The organism is Mucilaginibacter sp. (assembly GCF_036568825.1).
Classification (GTDB): Bacteria; Bacteroidota; Bacteroidia; order Sphingobacteriales; family Sphingobacteriaceae; genus Mucilaginibacter.
Window position 1 is genome coordinate 1 of sequence record NZ_DATCRU010000114.1, and the last position, 14353, is coordinate 14353.

Genomic DNA, 14353 nt, shown 5'->3' on the forward strand with positions numbered 1-14353 from the left:
TTAAAAGCGACATTCAGGACTATATCACGTATTATAACAACGACAGAATCAAGCTCAATCTAAAAGGAATGAGCCCGGCTAAATACCGAGCTCATTATGATAATAATAATTAAGTTTGTCCAACTTTTGGGGTGCACTTCAGTAAAAGAGAAGCCTTTCTTATTATTGTTGATTTGACTCTTAGTGACGGTCGTGTCCATGACCTTCGCCATGCCCGCGGCCTTCACCATGCCCACGGCCCCGGTCCCAGCCTTCGTGACGACCGTTATCATGCCAGTGATTGCGGTACCTTTCGTCATGACTGTCGCGGATAATCACCTGGTCGTGACGGCCACGATAGCCGGCATATCGTACCCTGTAGTCGGCATCATAACGCCATGGGTTAGGGCGGTTTACAACTACTTTATAGCCATGATAAACATCGTAATTATGCCATCTGGCCGGTAAGTAAGCCCTGTGCACCCACACACCATTATCCAAATAAACATATTGGTGAACAGGAACATCGTAATAAACACCTATATCTGGCATATAATAATAATCGGCGCGGTCATAGCCAACGGGGCCCCATTCAGGCTGAGCGCCAATGTTTACTCCTACGCTTAAATGTACCTGGGCATCGGCTAACTTAAATGATAAGCAGCTTATTAATATCGCTGCTGTAAAAACTAACTTCTTCATAGTAAAATATTATTGTTTGGTATGTATGACAATATTAAACGGAAAAAGTTTAAATATTGATATGGTCTAAAGTATTATGATACCTATAAAATAACAATGCCCCCTGATTCAGAGGGCATTGTATTTGTTAGTCAAAGTAAATTTTTTAGTGCCTGTGATGATCGTCATGATCATGACCGCGGCCATGGTCGCCTTTCCAGTGATTTTTGTATTTCGCTTCGTGGCTATCGCGTATCACAGCCTGGTCGTGTCTGCCTTTGTAGGATGCATATTTTTTTCTGTATACATCATTATGTACCCATGGCGTACGTTCGTTTACTACTACTTTATAGCCATGATACACATCGTAGTTAGCATAGCGCGGCGGCAATGATGCTGTATGTACCCATACATTATTATTAGAATACACATACTGATGTGCGTTTACATCATAATAAGCATCAATATCGGGCATGTAATAATAATCTGCATGGTCATAACCGGTAGGCCCCCAATCCGGCTGACTGCCAATATTAATACCCACGCTTAAATGTACTTGTGCATTTGCTGCTTTAATTGAAAAACAACCTAAAATGATAGCAGCTGCAAAAATGATCTTTTTCATAGTCGAGATTTTTTTCAATTATACAAGTAAGGTGTTAAGTTGTTGTGTTATAACAAAAATTTTACAGCTGAGTATAAATATTGTGTAGGGTGTCATGCTGAGGCACTCGAAGTATGGCGGGCAAAGGCCTTTACACTTTGCATAATCGCCAATACATAGTTAACGATACCCAACTCACATGCTTAGAGTGCCTCAGCATGACACCCTTTTGGATGCTCCAAACGCCTGTGGTTACACAATAAAAAAAACCGGGAATATTGCTACTCCCGGTTCTGTATATTTTGAGAAGAATTACTGCTCGTCGGTATTGTTTTCTTTGTCTTCAACCTTTTTGGAGATCATGGCTAACTGCGGTTTGCCGATCACCTTGTAATTGCCGTCGCCTTTTAGAATGGATGCAACCTGAACCCGGTCAGACATGGTTTTTATAGCTTGAGCCAATTCTTTGTCATATTTAAAATTGGTTTCATAACGACCTTTTTCATAGAAGTATCGCGATGCGATTTCGTTTTCCAATACTTGCTTTATTTCATCCTTATTTTGCTGAAGGTCGTTCTTTTTGCTCGCCATTAATTTTGCTTTTAATGCATCAAATTCAGGCTGGATGTCGGTAAATTGTTTCTCTTTGGTGGCCTCAGCTTTCAGGTTAGTTATCAGTTTCTCGGTTCCGGTAGTATAGCTGTAGTTTTTAGTACTAAGGAATTTTACAAAATCATTGTATTCGTTATCAGTCAGGTGGAAAGTCCTTACATCGCCAATGCTGTTATGTGCATTGCGGAACTGGGTAGCGTAATCAAATATCAAAAGCTTTGAAACCAGTGTTTGGGTGATGTTCGCGAAATGCTCCTGTTTTACAAAAATATCAGGGTAAACGCCACCACCGTCATAAACCGAGCGACCGTCTTTGGTTTTAAACTCATGCATCAGCGAGTCAGCAACCTTTACAACGCTGCCATCATCTTTACGGTGGGTGTAATCCAACGCCTGCACACAACGGCCGGAAGGGATATAATATTTAGCAATGGTGATCTTCACCAAGCTATTATAAGGCAGGTTGAATGTTTGCTGCACCAATCCCTTTCCATAGCTGCGCTGTCCTATAATTACTGCACGGTCCAGGTCTTGCAAGGAACCTGCCACAATCTCAGAGGCAGAAGCCGAACGTCCATTTACCAGAACTACCAAAGGCAGGTTTGGCTCCAATGGTGTATTCTGGGTGCTGTAAGTAAAGTTTTTATCTTTTATCTTGCCCTTTTGCGATACTACCTCAACACCCTTTGGTACAAACAGGTTAACGATCTTCACAGCTTCCTGTAAAATACCACCGCCATTTGATCTCAGATCGAGGATGATACCGCTTGGGTTATTCTTTTTAATATTGGTAAGTGCTGTGGTTACCTCATCCGCTGAATTTTCCAGGAACTTATCGAGTTTGATATAACCCATGTTGCCGTCAACCATACCGGAGTAGGTTACGTTGGGTTGTTTTATCTCATCACGAACCAGGTTTTTCTCAACAGCTTCTGCATCGCCTCGTCTGATCAACAGCTTGATTGCCGCGCCTTTTGAGCCTTTCAGCAATTGGCTCACCTGGTCGTTGGTTTTGCCGGTCAGGTCAACGTTGTTGATTTTAACTAAGCGGTCACCAGCCCTGATATCAGCTTTTTGTGCAGGAAAGCCTTCAAAAACGTCAGAAACGTATACTTTTCCTTCGCGGGCGAAGATACCGGCGCCTATGCCGCCGTATTGGGTGCTTACGTAATGAAGTTTATAATCTTCGATTTCTGATTCAGGAACGAATTCGGTATACGGGTCAAGGCCATCCAGCATGGCATCGACACCCGTTTTGATCATTTTTGCCGAGTTAATATCATCGACATAATTGATATTAACCTCTTTGTAAACAGATGAGAAAACATCCAGGTTTTTGGCGATCTGGAACAGATCGTCCTGGAAGCCAAAGATCGCGACAGCAAGTACTGTTATACCGGCTAAAAAACTCCACTTTTTATAAATACTTTTCATCACAGCACCTGTTGGTTACGAATAAAAGAGAGACATTCAGATATGGAATCTAAATTTCTCATTACCAGAATATAAAATTACGACTTTGATATTAAAAAATGATGCAGGCGGTAAAGTTTTACATCAAATCGAAAAAATTCCGGTTCCGTGATTTAACGCTGGTTAGAGGCGGTTATTGTCGATATTGGCCAGCGCCTTTTTCAGGGTGAAAACCACATACTTACGGTCGCGGTTTACCAATTCCATTATCCGGCTGATCAGGCTGTCTTCCTGGCCTTCGTTATACTGCAATTCTTCGTCGGTGAGGTGATTGTATTTACGTTGTAATTTGATCTTTACACGTGCCCAGTCTTTGTTGCTGATACTGATCTCTGCCATTTCAAAAAATATGTTTGAGCAAAAATAGAAAAAATCTGCTGATGACCTGTGCAATATTTTGGCTCGTTAATTGTTAAACTCTAAGTTAAATAATACATCTAACCTATTTGTAAAACTAAATTTAACAATAAATGAAAAAGTTACTATTAAGTGTCGCGTTGCTGATAGCGGTTTGCATCAGTGCAAGGGCACAGGTTAGCCTCGGTATTAAAGGCGGGGTCAACTTCTCTAAGATTAATATGGATAATTTTAACGAATCTACAAGGACAGGCTACCAGGCTGGTATTTTTGCCCGTGTAGGCAGCGCATTCTATTTGCAGCCAGAAGTTTACCTGAGTAGCACCGGCGGTAAATTTACTTCTACCGACGGCGATTTTCATGCGAATGTGAACTTTACCAACCTGAGTGTTCCGCTGTTACTGGGGCACTCTTTCGGCTCTAAGGATTTGAATTTCAGGTTGATGGTTGGCCCGGTTTATACTTACGCGCTCGATAAGAAGGAGGACTTCTCGGATAATGCCAATGCTGCTATAGCTGATTTTGGTCATTACAATAACAGTACCCTTGGCTTCCAGGCAGGCGGTGGTGTGGATATCGGCCCGATCACAGCCGACTTACGCTATGAAGGCGGTTTAACGAAGATCAACCCCGACTTTGGGCAGCGTCAAAACCTTTGGGCTTTGAGTGTCGGATTTAAGTTCTTTTAAGCTGGATAACTAAAAAAACGAAGTCCCGGAGTATCAATTCCGGGGCTTTTTTTGTATATAAAAGCATACAAATTTGTGGTGAATTCTAAATAAAATCCAACCCATTAAAATTCTTATTCAGGATGAGCCTGTTGTTTACATCAAGCCATTTATCGAGTAAAGTAGCATACACGTCCCTGAAATCGACCTGGTATTTCAGGTCGCCGTTATCTAACTGGGCCAGGTTGGGTGCCTCATTAAATATCCCGGCCTTTTTAAGTTTTCCGCCAAAAATAAACACATTGTTTGCTGTGCCGTGATCGGTCCCGTTGCTGGCATTTTGCTCCACCCGGCGCCCAAATTCCGAGAAGGTCATTACCAAAGTATCATCCAGTTTGCCGGTTTGTTTTAAATCTTTGACAAAAGCAGCGACGGCATCACCATAAATTTTTAATTGCCTGCCCTGCTGGTTTTGCTGACCGACGTGTGTATCAAACCCACTAAGAGAAACATAGTATATCCTTGTTTGCAAACCGGAGTTGATGAATTTTGAAACAGTCTTCAATTGATTACCAAGCGGTGTTGCGGGGTATTCGGCACTAACCGTATAAGTTTTTGATGTTTTCTGGATATAATCAGCCGAGGAGTAAGTTTCGATCATAGTTTTATACAGATAACCCAGGTTATCCTCACTCAGGTGCTCGTTATCATGTTCGTGTACCAGATCTTTAAAAAAGGGTTCACGTGTTGTTTGGTATAATTTATTTGGGTCCTGTACTGCAATGCCTTTCATACTGATTCCTTTCATAGCCAACGATAAAGTGTCATCCACTTCGATAGCCATATACGGATTTTTATTACCATTTTGACAATTGGAATCCAGGTAGCGGCCTATCCACCCGGTAGTCAGAAACTGGTTCGAATCACTTGCAGTTTGCCAAATATCCATCGACCGGAAGTGTGAACGATCGGGATTTGGATAACCCACAGAATTAATAATGCTCATCCATCCCTGATCGTAAATTTCTTTTAAAGCGCTAAGATTAGGATTTAACCCTTGCATGTCATTCAGTTTGATCACCTCATTCTGATTGATGGCGATCGAGGTTCGCTTTTGATAATAAATATCATTTCCAAAAGGAACGATAGTATTCAGACCGTCATTACCACCCGAAAGCTGAATGATCACCAGGTTTTTATATCCGCTGATCTGCTCATGGGCAATGCCCTCCAATGGCTTCAAAAAAGCCGGTATCAGAAAGGCCCCTGAGGCCAATGCGGAGTTCTTTAGAAATTCACGTCTTTTCATATACAATTAGTGAATGAGTGAATTAGTGAATGAGCGATTGTTTTGATGAACATTTGAGATTATTTACTCACTCATTCACTCACTCGCTAATTCACTAATTAAAATTAATTAACACAGTTGATATTCCGGTGTCGAAGCCAACTCAATTGCCAATGTTTTTATATCTGCCGATTGCGCGGCTGTATTTTGTATGGCTGCACTTAGTTTGGGTTCGAGCATAAACTCAGCGACATCTTTTTTGGATAAGTTCTTTGGTATACCCTGTAAAAACTTATCCCAATCAGGCTGCGCCTGTACTTTGGCACTTATTGCAGATTGCCGGTTACGCATGGTAGCCAGGTATGCCTCATCGTCAGGATCGGTCTTGCCTGCAAAATCAATCAATCCCCCGTCCAACACCATTGAAGGTATTTTGAGTCGATACATCAATGATGAACTGTCGATCCAATTCCTTCCACCCGGCCATCCTGCTACATTAGGCGGATAAAATAACACCTGGCCCAAAGCCCTTTGAAATTCGAGCATTACCTCAGGTCGCTGGTAAGTAATATAAAACTGACGGTTCAATCCCACCAAAAAGCTTACAGGCGATTTGATCATGTTGCCCATATTCTTATCATCATAAAACCAATCGGCAGTAAAAACATATTCCAGCAATGGCTTTATTTCGTAATTGGCTTTGTAAAATACATCGGCCATTTCATTTACGTGTACAGGGTCGGGGATCTCGTTTACCAGGTATTTATAAAGTTTGTTGCTGATAAACACAGCAGTTTGCTTTTGTTCGAGCAGGCGATTGATAACGTCCTCGCCATTTAAATTGCCGGTTTTTCCCATAAAAGTCTTTTCGCCGTCGTCATGCTGAAAAGGCCTTACTTTAAACTCACCGTTTTTATCAAAGCCCCAGCCGGTAAATGCCCGGGCCGATTCTTTAATATCCTGCTCGGCGTAGTTTCCCCGGCCAATGGTGAAAAGTTCCATCAGCTCACGGGCGAAATTCTCGTTGGGATGACCTTTATGATTTTGCTGGTTATTCAGAAACTGCAGCATCGCCGGCGATTTGGATACAGCTAACAACAGATCGCGGAAATTACCCAATGCATAAGTCCGCTGAATATTATTTAGTTGTTGCGCATATAGCGCGTTATTGGTGCGACAGGCAAAATGATTGTGCCAAAACAGGGTCATCGTCTCCCGCAATTGGGCATTGGTGGTGCTCATCCTGGTGATCCATGCCAGGTTCAGATCCTTCTCCTGCTGGCGTTGCTGCTGCATGACCTGTTTTTTTGCCAGCATATCGCCGGTCAGCAGCTTCATATAATCAATATTTTCCTGAACCACATTAAGGGGTACGTTAGTCTCTGAAGCTTTAAATAATTCCTTTACTTCTTTCTTAACAGAAAGGTGTTCCGCGGATTTTTTGTCCGAAAAACAAAGGCCGAAGCCGGCCCTGGCATATAAGTGTTTTATCAGCTTCAGGTTATCCATATGCATCAGTAAGACTCTTGTTTTCAGCAAGGGTTTAAACAACTTAAACCCGATTTGAAATTATTTCGTAATTGCATTAGTGCGACCAAGCTAAGCGCAGAATAAAAAACTGGTGATAAAAAAGAAGGCATAAATTTGCCTGATGATATTCAGGCTCGATAAGCGTATTCTATTCCCCAACCCTTCTTTGGCCGAAGAAGATGGTCTGCTGGCAGTTGGGGGCGACTTATCAACCGACCGCCTTTTATTGGCGTATCAAAATGGTATCTTCCCCTGGTACAATGATGATACGCCAATATTATGGTACTCTCCTCACGAACGTTTTGTTTTATTCCCGGATGAATTAAAGATATCCAAAAGCATGCGGCAGATCTTGAAATCAGGGCGTTTCAAGGTTACTTATGACAAAAATTTTGCCGAGGTGATAGATGCCTGTTCCACTGTCAATCGTAAAGATCAACCCGGTACATGGATAACTGCAGATATGATGGAAGCTTATATCCGATTGCACAAAGAAGGTTATGCTCATTCCGTTGAAGTTTGGAAAGATGAGCAATTAGTTGGCGGACTATATGGTGTGCAGGTTGGAGAGGTTTTTTGTGGTGAAAGTATGTTTAGCAAGGTAAGCAATGCTTCCAAGATAGCATTGATCAGCTTATGCAGTACCAATAAATATAAACTGATCGACTGTCAGGTTTATACTGAACATTTGGAATCAATGGGTGCAAGGATGATAAGTCGCCAGGAATATTTGGAAATACTGCAAAATAACGCCGGATAAATTTAGTTTTGCTCTGTATACAAGACTTACGAAGTTTTTAAAACTTCGTAAGTCTGAGTCGTAAATAATGGAGCAACCCAACAACAAAGAACGCATCATATTAGGAATAGACCCCGGCACCGCGGTGATGGGCTATGGCTTGTTAAAAGAAGCCGGCTCAAAAATAGAGCTCATAAGCCTCGGCGTGGTGAAGATGGAGAATATGGACGATCATATGCTGAAGCTCCAGCGGATATTTGAAAAGACAGTAGCCCTGATAGATAATTATCATCCGGATTGCCTCGCCATTGAAGCGCCCTTTTATGGTAAAAACATACAGGTAATGCTAAAACTTGGTCGCGCCCAGGGCGTGTGCATAGCAGCGGCATTATCAAGGAATATTGATATCACAGAATACTCGCCACGTAAAATAAAACAATCTATAACCGGCAACGGTAGTGCCACCAAAGAGCAGGTAGCCGCTATGCTGCAAAACCTGTTAAAATTTAAAGAAACGCCGGAGTTTTTAGACGCGACGGACGGCCTTGCCGTAGCGGTTTGCCATTCCTTCCAGAGGATTAGTACATCTACAGGAAAAGCCGCTAAAAAGAAAACATATTCAGGTTGGGAGACTTTTATTAAAGACAACGCAGATCGCGTGGTATCCAAAAAAAAGTAGAGACGCGATGCATCGCGTCTCCGTTAGTCGATTATATTACCTTTGTAATCAAATTTGTATTTTCTGTTTTCAAAGTCCGTTGCCAGGATATATTGATCGGTAAGTATAAACCCGGCTTCGTTTGGATCTAAGCACACAAAAATATCTGCCCCGCTTTGTTGCCAGATTATTTGACCATCCCGTCCTAAACGGGTTATGTCCATTTCACCATGTACAATATAGTCTGATTGATATTTAAAGATTTCAAAACAGGTCGCCCAATCGGCTTTTGTTTTCCAAATTAGAGATAGGTCAGGTATTGACAAACTAAATACACTATCAGAACAGCAGATAACAATTCTGTCAGGTTCAGTAACGAAACTGTTTTCCAAGACACCTGCCCCGCCGCCGGTGGCTCCGATTAGAGCACCTTTAAGGGGCTCACCTGCTAGGCTGACTTTGATAGCGACCATCGTCATGAAAGAATATTCACCTTCTTCTAAATAAAGCCGATCATATTTTTCTTCACTATCGACAGCAGTATATTCTTTAAAAGGATACACTGAAAGTTCGACCGTATAGTCGCCAATAGATATTTGAGACATGTGGAATTTACTCGGCTCGAAGAGCATCTTTTATTTTCTCCGCGGTAGCCTGAAGCTGTTCAGCTGTAAAGCTTAGTTTTGGCCGTGCAAAGTTAAGATCGCTCACACTATTCATTGGAATCAGGTGGATATGTGCGTGAGGCACTTCCAAACCAATCACCGCGACACCTATTCTTTTGCACGGAATAGCTTTCCTCAAACCTGTTGCCACAATCTTCGCAAATATTTGCAGACCGGTATAAAGCTCGTCATCCAGGTCGAACAGGTAATCGACCTCTTTTTTAGGGATCACCAAAACGTGCCCTTCAGCCAGCGGACTGATATCCAGGAATGCTAAATAATCTACCGTTTCGGCCACTTTATAAGCGGGAATTTCACCGGCTACTATTTTTGAGAAGATGGTGGACATGTGGGTGGTTGATTATGTTGATTGGTTAAGTGGTTTTCAAAATATCAACTACTTAACCAATAAACCATTTAACTAACGACTAATCTCAAGAATTTCAAATTCAATCTTACCTGCCGGTACAGTAATTTCGGTTTTTTCGCCTACTTTTTTACCTAACAAGCCCTTTGCAATGGGCGAGCTAACAGATATTTTACCTGATTTCAGGTCGGCTTCACTTTCCGATACGAGCTGATAGCTCATGGTAGCGCCGTTCTTTACGTTCTTTATCTTCACTATAGACAATGCCAGTACTTTGGAAGTATCCAGTTTGCTTTCGTCGAGCAAGCGGGCTGTTGAAAGCAGTTCTTCCATTTTGGCAATTTTTGATTCATGATGGCCCTGTGCTTCCTTAGCGGCATCATATTCTGCATTTTCAGAAAGGTCGCCTTTATCTCTTGCTTCAGCAATAGCTTTGGCAATAGCTGCCCTGCCGGTAGTTTTTAACTGCTGTAATTCTTCTTTTAATTTATCCAGGCCATCCCTGGTGTAATATGCTACCTCTGCCATAACTCGCTGTATTAATATTTTAGTTTAATAATTGATACCAAAAAAAACCGTCCCCCATTTTTGCGAAGGACGCGGTTGCTTATAAAAACAAACAAGACTATATCGGCGCCGCCTTTATAGTCTTGCTTTCAAGTAAAACGAAGATAAGTGATTTAAGTTTTAATATCCAAATTTTTTTAAGTGATTAATTCGCTCAACCGATCAAAATCAGGCACTTAATTTAGCTAATTTCTCAGCCATCACCTCGCTGATTCGTCGGTACGAATCAAACGTCCAACCAGCAACATGTGGCGTCAATAATACCTTACCCGACTGCTTCAATTCCTCATACCATGCCTGCTCGCCCAGTGCAGGAAATTTCTCTACTTCAAGCACATCCAGCCCGGCACCTAATATCTTTCCTTGTTTTATTGCATTTAAAACAGCTTGCACTTTTACTACTTTTCCGCGGGATGTATTCAGCAGGAAGATCGGCTTTCTGAAATGAAACAGGTATTCATCATCCACCATTCCGTTGGTTTCAGGCGTAAGTGGGATATGGAAACTCACCACATCAGCTTGCTTAACCATTTCTTCCATACTCACCTCGCGAACATATTGATCGCTAAAGCCGGTTTTATATTTATCATAGGCGATCACATTCACGCTGAACCCTGCAAGTTTCCTTGCAAAACTTCCGCCCATAAAGCCGTAACCGATAATGCCAACAGTTTTGCCTTTTAGCTCATAACCACGATTGGCTTCACGTTTCCAAAGACCTTCACGTATTTCGGCATCGGCGCGGTTAAAATTGTTCATCAGGCTCAGCAGCATACCTACCGTATGCTCGCCAACGGCATCCATATTCCCTTCGGGCGCATTGATCAGCGTGATGCCTTTTTCTATCGCATAGTTCTCATCGATATTATCCATCCCCGCACCTGCACGGCAAATAAATTGCAGTTTTTTGCTCAGATCAAGCACCTTGCGGTCGACTAAAAATTTAGAACGAATTACTAGCCCTTCATATCCGCCAAGAATCTCATAAGCCTGCTCGGCCTTTATGGTTGGCTGATAATTGCAATGGTAGCCCATCGCTTCGGCTTGTTCTATAAATATGGGGTGGATGTCGTCGACAATTAATATGCTCTTTTTCATTTATTTAATAACAATGGCGGTGGTAGCTTTAAATGGTTTTAGCTTACTGAAAGGTATTAGTAGCTCTCTATCAGGCTCACAACTTTGTACAACATGCGGTAATATTTTTTCCATTGAAAGCATTACCCCTTCTTTAGTAAAGATGTATCCTTTAAATAGGTCATTGGCTTTCAAACTATCAACAGCTGCTTTCAAATCATCATAAGTATTACCGCAATCCTTATCTTCTTTATTTCCTGATATTCTTTTCCTGAGTGTAGCCTTATATTTAGTAAATGTCCAATTTAAGCCTCTTGAATCAATTTCGTTGCTTAAAGAATAGTATTTGCCTGTATGGATATCTAAGGTAAGCCATCGCTGATACTCATCAGGATGAGCCCCCATTGTCTCATAATCAAGTTTGAGTGATATGATATTCTTATTTGCGTAGGTTATCGTATAAGAAAAGGACGAAATACCCACGCCTTCATTTTGATATTCCTTTACTACAGAATCAAGCTTTTCACCATTAAATAAATTAGTATCACATAAAGCGTCTCTTAGCTTAGGATACTTTTTTGACACAACAGGAATCAGGTAAATGGATGGGTTATCCGTTGGATGCTTTTTACTTCTTACCGCAAGCTTTTTTGTCGTAATGATATTGCTATAATCAAATTGTTGTTTTTGCGCGTAACTGTTGCAAAAAATCAGAATGAGTATCGATGAGAGTAAAAAACGGTTCATTTATTCTCAACAATCTTATTCGTCAAATTAACAAAATCTGCTACTGTCAGCCGTTCAGCACGCAAATCAAGCATAGGCTCATCAGCCATTTTTTCTTTATTGATCAGGGATGATAGCGCATTCCTCAACGTTTTGCGACGTTGATTAAATCCGGCTTTTACCACCTGCCAGAAGAGCTTTTCGTCACAATCCAGTTTTTCAGCATCGTTTCGGGTAAGGCGGATAACAGCTGATAACACCTTAGGTGGTGGATTAAATACCCCGGCTTTTACAGTAAACAAATACTCCACCTTATAATAGGCTTGCAGAAAAACACTCAGAATACCATATTCTTTACTCCCGGCTTTGGCGGCGCAGCGTTCAGCAACTTCCTTTTGAAACATGCCCACCACCTGAACCACCTGCTGACGATTATCCAGCACCTTAAATAATATTTGCGAGGAGATGTTATAAGGAAAGTTTCCGATGATCCCGAAAGGCTTCTGAAATATCTTTCCAAAATCCATCTCCAGGAAATCATCATTGATCAGCCGCTCACCCAGCTGCGGGTATTTTTTTTGAAGGAATTCGTAAGATTCAGTATCGATATCAATCAGGTAAGTTTGCAGATCAGTACGCTGTAAAAGGAAATCAGACAGGATACCCATACCCGGCCCAACTTCAAGCACCTCATGATAGCCAACCGCCAACTGCAAACTGTCAACTATCTTGGCGGCTATATTTTTATCAGTAAGAAAATGCTGACCAAGATGCTTTTTTGCTCTTACTAACGACATTATTCATTCAATTATTTCCGCAAATTACGTCATATTTGTCCTTTAATCCGGAATTATAAGTCTAAAATCTTTTATTTGTATGTTTGTGGGTGCGGATTGCGCAATCGGTACAATCACAAATGAAATCAGTGTAATCATAAATAAATCGGAGTAATCGTGTCAGAAAAACTAAAAATAGGTATCAGTATAGGTGATGTTAACGGGATCGGGCTCGAGGTGATCATCAAAACCCTTGTTGACAACCATATTTATGACTATTTCACTCCGATAGTTTATGGGCATACCAAAGTGGCTTCGTTCCACCGTCGTACCATCAATGCCGGAGAGTTGAATTTTAATGTGATCAACAATCCATCACAGGCTCAACATAGAAAACCCAATATGATCAACTGTTGGGAAGAAGATGTGAAGATCGATCTGGGTACGATCAATGAAACAGGCGGTAAATACGCACTATTATCATTACAGCGTGCTACGGCAGATTTAGTAAATGGAGAGATCGATGCACTGGTAACTGCACCTATTAATAAGGACAATATTCAGAACGAAGAGTTCAAATTCCCCGGCCATACCGAATACTTACAGGAAAAAGCTGGCGCCGCTGAATCGCTGATGTTTTTGGTGAGTGATACCCTGCGTGTTGGTGTGGTAACCGGGCATATTCCTTTAAGCAAAGTTGCAAGCTCCATTACGGTTGATAAAATATTGGCCAAGTTGAAGCTGATGGACGCCAGCCTGCGCCAGGACTTTTGGATACAAAAACCGAGAATTGCAGTTTTGGGATTAAACCCCCACGCTGGCGATAACGGTTTAATTGGCAACGAAGAAAAAGACATTATCATACCAGCCATAGAAGAAGCGCGTGCTAATGATATATTGGCATTCGGCCCATATTCGGCAGACGGATTTTTTGCAAATGGCACCTACATGCAGTTTGATGCCGTGCTGGCCATGTATCACGACCAGGGTTTAATTCCATTCAAACAAATATCATTTGAGTCAGGCGTGAACTTTACTGCTGGACTGAGTTTCGTCCGCACTTCACCAGATCACGGCACCGCTTATGATATCGCGGGCAAAAATCAGGCTTCTGAAATTTCCTTCCGCGAGGCGATCTTTACAGCCATCCATGTAGTGAAACATCGTAAGGAGACAGCAGTGCTGACGGAAAATCCGTTGACGATTACCAAACTGAGCAGGGATAGGGATTAAAAATTGCGAGTATAAAATAAAAGGGTCATGCTGAACTTGTTTCAGCACCCCATCAGAAAGGTCTACAAGAAGCAAGTCTGCTACCGGCAAATCGCAGACCAAGCAGGCGTGAATGTCCTGTGAGGTGCCGGACTTGTTTCACTGTTGTCCGGTAAAAATCGATGAAGGTCAATAAAGATGCGCTTATAGCTTGGAATGGTGGTTTACGTTATAAACCCTGACTCTAAGCCGCTTATTTTAAGTTGAATGGTAGATGGGAGGTTGGTGGACAGCTTTTCAGGGTTGTTCAGGAAGTCTGTCAGGTTAATATAGCTCATCAAATGTAGCCTGATGATAGAACTCAGGTTGGAAAA

General features: G+C 41.8%; 17 protein-coding genes. 5 read left to right on the forward strand and 12 right to left on the reverse strand.

Annotated elements, in window-relative coordinates; genetic code table 11:
- Positions 1-11 precede the first annotated feature (11 nt).
- The gene (locus VIM89_RS24290) at positions 12-113 is read left to right on the forward strand and encodes an IS3 family transposase (protein WP_488155649.1); all 102 of its coding nucleotides are present in this window, start codon (positions 12-14) and stop codon (positions 111-113) included.
- Between the two features lie 67 nt (positions 114-180).
- On the opposite strand, the gene VIM89_RS24295 is transcribed toward VIM89_RS24290, so the two are convergent.
- From VIM89_RS24295 to VIM89_RS24310, 4 genes are all read right to left on the reverse strand, one after another.
- Positions 181-681, reverse strand: coding sequence for a hypothetical protein (locus VIM89_RS24295; RefSeq protein WP_488158789.1), 501 nt, complete (start codon positions 679-681; stop codon positions 181-183).
- A gap of 145 nt (positions 682-826) precedes the next feature.
- Positions 827-1285, reverse strand: coding sequence for a hypothetical protein (locus VIM89_RS24300; protein WP_488158790.1), 459 nt, complete (start codon positions 1283-1285; stop codon positions 827-829).
- A 291-nt stretch (positions 1286-1576) separates the two neighbouring features.
- A complete protein-coding gene (locus VIM89_RS24305; protein ID WP_488158791.1) occupies positions 1577-3310 on the reverse strand; it encodes a S41 family peptidase in 1734 nt (577 codons plus the stop codon).
- A gap of 162 nt (positions 3311-3472) precedes the next feature.
- The gene (locus tag VIM89_RS24310; protein ID WP_488158792.1) at positions 3473-3688 is read right to left on the reverse strand and encodes a hypothetical protein; all 216 of its coding nucleotides are present in this window, start codon (positions 3686-3688) and stop codon (positions 3473-3475) included.
- A gap of 131 nt (positions 3689-3819) precedes the next feature.
- On the opposite strand from VIM89_RS24310, the gene VIM89_RS24315 reads away from it, so the two are divergent.
- Positions 3820-4395, forward strand: coding sequence for a porin family protein (locus VIM89_RS24315; RefSeq protein WP_488158793.1), 576 nt, complete (start codon positions 3820-3822; stop codon positions 4393-4395).
- Positions 4396-4480: 85 nt separating this feature from the next.
- Here VIM89_RS24315 and VIM89_RS24320 read toward each other — a convergent pair whose 3' ends face one another.
- Complete coding sequence (locus VIM89_RS24320) at positions 4481-5683, reverse strand: DUF1501 domain-containing protein (RefSeq protein ID WP_488158794.1); 1203 nt, start codon at positions 5681-5683, stop codon at positions 4481-4483.
- A gap of 108 nt (positions 5684-5791) precedes the next feature.
- On the reverse strand, positions 5792-7201 hold the full coding sequence (locus VIM89_RS24325; protein ID WP_488158795.1) for a DUF1800 domain-containing protein: 1410 nt from the start codon (positions 7199-7201) through the stop codon (positions 5792-5794).
- Positions 7202-7313: 112 nt separating this feature from the next.
- Between VIM89_RS24325 and aat the strand changes: the two genes are divergently transcribed.
- Positions 7314-7952, forward strand: coding sequence for a leucyl/phenylalanyl-tRNA--protein transferase (gene aat, locus VIM89_RS24330; protein ID WP_488158796.1), 639 nt, complete (start codon positions 7314-7316; stop codon positions 7950-7952).
- Positions 7953-8019: 67 nt separating this feature from the next.
- Entirely contained in the window at positions 8020-8610 is a 591-nt protein-coding gene (gene ruvC / locus VIM89_RS24335) for a crossover junction endodeoxyribonuclease RuvC (protein WP_488158797.1), read from the forward strand.
- Between the two features lie 23 nt (positions 8611-8633).
- Here the strand turns inward: ruvC and VIM89_RS24340 are convergent, their stop codons facing one another.
- The 6 genes from VIM89_RS24340 to rsmA all read right to left on the reverse strand — a co-directional run bounded on the left by VIM89_RS24340 (position 8634) and on the right by rsmA (position 12788).
- Positions 8634-9194 carry a hypothetical protein gene (locus VIM89_RS24340; RefSeq protein WP_488158798.1) on the reverse strand — a complete coding sequence of 187 codons (561 nt, stop codon included), beginning with the start codon at positions 9192-9194 and terminating at the stop codon, positions 8634-8636.
- 7 nt (positions 9195-9201) lie between these two features.
- Positions 9202-9603, reverse strand: a complete 402-nt coding sequence (locus tag VIM89_RS24345; protein ID WP_488158799.1) for an HIT family protein — start codon at positions 9601-9603, stop codon at positions 9202-9204.
- Positions 9604-9675: 72 nt separating this feature from the next.
- Positions 9676-10149 carry a transcription elongation factor GreA gene (gene greA, locus VIM89_RS24350; RefSeq protein ID WP_488158800.1) on the reverse strand — a complete coding sequence of 158 codons (474 nt, stop codon included), beginning with the start codon at positions 10147-10149 and terminating at the stop codon, positions 9676-9678.
- A 207-nt stretch (positions 10150-10356) separates the two neighbouring features.
- A complete protein-coding gene (locus VIM89_RS24355; RefSeq protein WP_488158801.1) occupies positions 10357-11286 on the reverse strand; it encodes a 2-hydroxyacid dehydrogenase in 930 nt (309 codons plus the stop codon).
- Positions 11287-12012, reverse strand: coding sequence for a hypothetical protein (locus VIM89_RS24360; protein WP_488158802.1), 726 nt, complete (start codon positions 12010-12012; stop codon positions 11287-11289).
- Positions 12009-12788, reverse strand: coding sequence for a 16S rRNA (adenine(1518)-N(6)/adenine(1519)-N(6))-dimethyltransferase RsmA (gene rsmA / locus VIM89_RS24365; RefSeq protein ID WP_488158803.1), 780 nt, complete (start codon positions 12786-12788; stop codon positions 12009-12011). Before rsmA ends, VIM89_RS24360 begins: the two co-directional genes overlap by 4 nt.
- Before the next feature lie 156 nt (positions 12789-12944).
- Between rsmA and pdxA the strand changes: the two genes are divergently transcribed.
- Positions 12945-14000 (forward strand): 4-hydroxythreonine-4-phosphate dehydrogenase PdxA, encoded by a 1056-nt coding sequence (gene pdxA, locus VIM89_RS24370; RefSeq protein WP_488158804.1) that lies wholly within the window; start codon positions 12945-12947, stop codon positions 13998-14000.
- Positions 14001-14353 lie beyond the last annotated feature (353 nt).